This is a genomic window from Alteromonas genovensis (genome assembly GCF_010500895.1).
GTDB lineage: Bacteria > Pseudomonadota > Gammaproteobacteria > Enterobacterales > Alteromonadaceae > Alteromonas > Alteromonas genovensis.
In genome coordinates this window covers 1-3,349 of record NZ_JAAAWO010000025.1, presented here as the reverse complement: position 1 = coordinate 3,349, position 3,349 = coordinate 1, and the positions used below count along the sequence as shown (strand labels likewise).

Here is a 3,349-nt window from a genome sequence, read left to right as displayed (position 1 = left end):
TGGGCTGATACTTAAATAGGGATCTGAAAAGTCAGATCCCTTTTTTTATTTCATAGTGAAATCAGTTGTTTAATAGTGATGTAATATCATAAATCGCATTCGAGAGCAGATTTATATACAATAAAAACAATACTTTAATAGCTGTACTGTAATTAATGATGTGAAGTGTAGTACCAATTGTCAGCGTATTTTATTATTTGAGTTACATCGTCTTCATCTAAATCTGCATAATTCCTTGGATCGCCGCCGTCAGGGACATATAGAAATCCAGAATAATTATCTAATATTCCCCTAAAGGTGAAGAAGAAAACGTATTTCAACCCTTCGATATCTTGAACCACAATTTCGTTTCCCCCCATTGATATTTTTGAATACTCAGAGCCTAGTGCTATCAACGAGGAATTGTGTTTCACATTTGAGACAAGCTCGCCAGCGTATACCCTCTCAACGACTTCTTGGCGTTGAGATTCATATAAGTGGAAATCAGCATCTATCCATAGCTTTGTGAAAGGAACAAGCTCTAGAATGGCAAAGGCAACCAACTGGATTGCTAATGGAACTGTTGCAAGCCAACGAATCTCTTTGAACTTAAACAGGCATGAAAGGCTAAAACCAACCCCTGTTAAAAAAATAACAAACACCGCAAGCATCAGCGGCATCATCAAAAAAGGAGTTATCCAGTCAATGATCGTCCATTGAAAGGCCATTATCAATATTGCGAAAGCTGACACCCAGAGAGCTAGCTTTGTTCTCTTCTCTATTCCTTTAATCATTGATTTCCTTGTTGTAAATTCTTAATTTTGCTCGCGACTGTAAAGTCTAATATATCATTAATTGTATATTTTTTATCGGCAATGCCAAGCTTTTGAGCTGGTGTGGTTGGTTCCTGACGCAGACCTTTATTCCTAAGTGATTTTTCGTCGGTCAGAACGTAGTTATTGTAGACCCTCAACATCTCAATAATCATAACCGCCCACTTGGGGTTATATGAAGCGTAACCATTCCATCTCTTACTGTTTGTAGCTGAAGTTATTGGACGCTCGAACATATTTATCCGACGACGTATCATTTGGAAGTAATTATCAACGCCATAGGTGGATACATCTAGTAAATTTTCTGATAGCAATTGGCTGACGGATACAGCACCATGAAAGCCCACCAGTGGCTTTACCTGAACAGAATGTCTGGATTTAGGAAACGGATGAACTAACCACTCTGATTTAGCCGAACCTGATTCAATAGCACGTTTGTGCATCTCCGCAGCCCAATACTGTTGCGATATTTGAGCTAGTTTCTCTCTATCGAGTTTTGCCTTCTTTATATCGCTCATCGTAATCCCATGCTTAAGAAGAACTTGTTCTGACCAGGCACGCTTATCTTGCATTTGGCTGGCATTGTTCCTCTCTGCCTTTACAAGCACAGGGTAGAATTTGTTGGTCGCAATCTGTTCTTTCATAACTAATCCAATACCAAGTTCAAAGCCTTCGTCGGCATCGGCAAATAAACGAGTATAACGAGCTTCATTTATGTATTGTTTCATTTGTTCAAGGTGTGCCATTAATGAATAGGTTTGTTGTACTAACAGATTTTTACTTGGCGCTTTCAGAGCAAGAACATCATCAACATCGTCGGTTTCAACTTCTTTATGAGATAAGACGTATTGACCATACCTTCTCTTATGCTCAGGTTTTTTAAGGTCACTGCATCTGCTAATGTCTCTTTTTATTACCTCCCAGTCAGAAGTGGTGTCGAAATTAACCGTACTAGCAAATACAAATCGAGTTTTATTGTCTACCGTTGAAGTATTAACTAGTTTTGTCGGGCGGCTATCTCTCTTGTCACTCCAGTTAGAAAGATAGTGTTGCCTGTCCATACTGACTTCTAAGGTTTTACCCCTTAAAGCCTGAATGTTGTTTTGAATGTGCCAACGGTCAAACTCTACGCACTGGTTAAAGAAAAACTCTATACGGTGGTAAATTAAAGTGATAGGTACACCTAAAATTTCTTCCATTCTGTTGACGATACCCTTGTTAACAAGCATCCCGAACAGTATTGCATTGATGTCAGCTCTTTTTTGACCGTACTCTGCATTAAGGGGTATATTAAAGGGGTTGTGGCAAGCATTACATTCGAGTCTTTGTGCTTCTCGATGCTTTAATGATTCCACTGTAGAGGGCACTGTGCCCCTTAAGGTGTAGCGTTTAGGCTTATCTAGCCAATTTACAGTGGCATTTCGGCATGGCCTAGTTCTTCGTCGCGATGTTTCTAGTTTCTTATCAGGGCAGCATATCTCTTTATTGGAAAATATTTGTTTCTGCCTATTTGACTCTTCAACAAAGGCTTTGTTGTTGATCAGCTTCGTGCTTGTTCCACAGATGGTGCAAGTTAACACGCGACCTATCTTCGTTTTAGTAAACCTGTAATCATTACCTAAACCGCGCATTAGAGAGCCGTCCTCTTTACGCTTAGGATTGAGGGCAACTACTCCATAGTTTCGACAATTCGGGTTCTTGCAGTAGTTTAGTTGAATAGCTTTGCCCGTTATGGGGTCTTTGTATGCTCTTGGTATTGGAAAAGCAGTTGGTTCATCTCGCTCATTCTGGTGAGGTGTTTTTGAAAGTGGCTTGTCACCTGAATAATGAAACTTAATGTAAAGCTCTGCTGTGATAAAGGCATCGATTGCAGCACCGTGAGTTTTTCTTTCAGTAATGTCTATGCCGTAACGAATACAAGCATTATCTAATTTAACGTACCTACCATCGTTTTCCCTTTTAGCGAAGTCTTTCATCAGACAAGATACGTCGTAATCTCTTTTGAAGACAATATCTAAACCACATCTATCAATTTCAGCTTGAAGGAAGTCAGTGTCGAATTCTGAATGGTAAAAGGAAAGCCTTGCTCCATCGATAAACTCTAAAAACTCTTCAGCTATCTGGCAGAAGCTTGGCTTATCAAGTAAAAATGAATCTTCAATTTGGTGTACCGCATGGGCTTCAGATGTACTTTTCTTACCTTCGGGGTTTATGAAGTAGTGAAAGATACTGCCCGTAATATCGCCATCAATAATTTCTACGGCGGCAAGGTTTATAATGCGATGATTGCCTTTGTGAGGAGACAAGCCTGTTGTCTCGGTGTCTATTATTACTACTCTGTCCATTGATCCCCCTAGAAATCAATTTTAGTAATAATATCAAAAATTTCAATTAGCCATTTAAGTTGCTGATATTAAATAATTAAAACTTGCTCGTGAATGACATTCATGGTCATTATCTAATGCTAAAGGCATGATTTTAAGCATATAAATGAAAAGGGATCTACATAAGTAGATCCCTAATAAAGTATCAGCCCA

Annotated in this window: 2 protein-coding genes; both read right to left on the bottom strand. The window is 39.1% G+C overall.

The features are described 5' to 3' along the window. Positions 1–152: 152 nt before the first annotated feature. Positions 153–773: a hypothetical protein gene (locus tag GTQ48_RS17380; protein WP_163107800.1), complete on the bottom strand. Its 621-nt coding sequence runs from the start codon at positions 771–773 to the stop codon at positions 153–155. Beyond that, positions 770–3,157 (bottom strand): exonuclease domain-containing protein, encoded by a 2,388-nt coding sequence (locus GTQ48_RS17375; protein WP_163107799.1) that lies wholly within the window; start codon positions 3,155–3,157, stop codon positions 770–772. Before GTQ48_RS17375 ends, GTQ48_RS17380 begins: the two co-directional genes overlap by 4 nt. Between the last annotated feature and the right edge of the window lie 192 nt (positions 3,158–3,349).

Coding starts and splice junctions, on each gene's coding strand:
- GTQ48_RS17380 (WP_163107800.1), bottom strand. CDS start 773: ATGATTAAAGGAATAGAGAAGAGAACAAAGCTAGCTCTCTGGGTGTCA.
- GTQ48_RS17375 (WP_163107799.1), bottom strand. CDS start 3,157: ATGGACAGAGTAGTAATAATAGACACCGAGACAACAGGCTTGTCTCCT.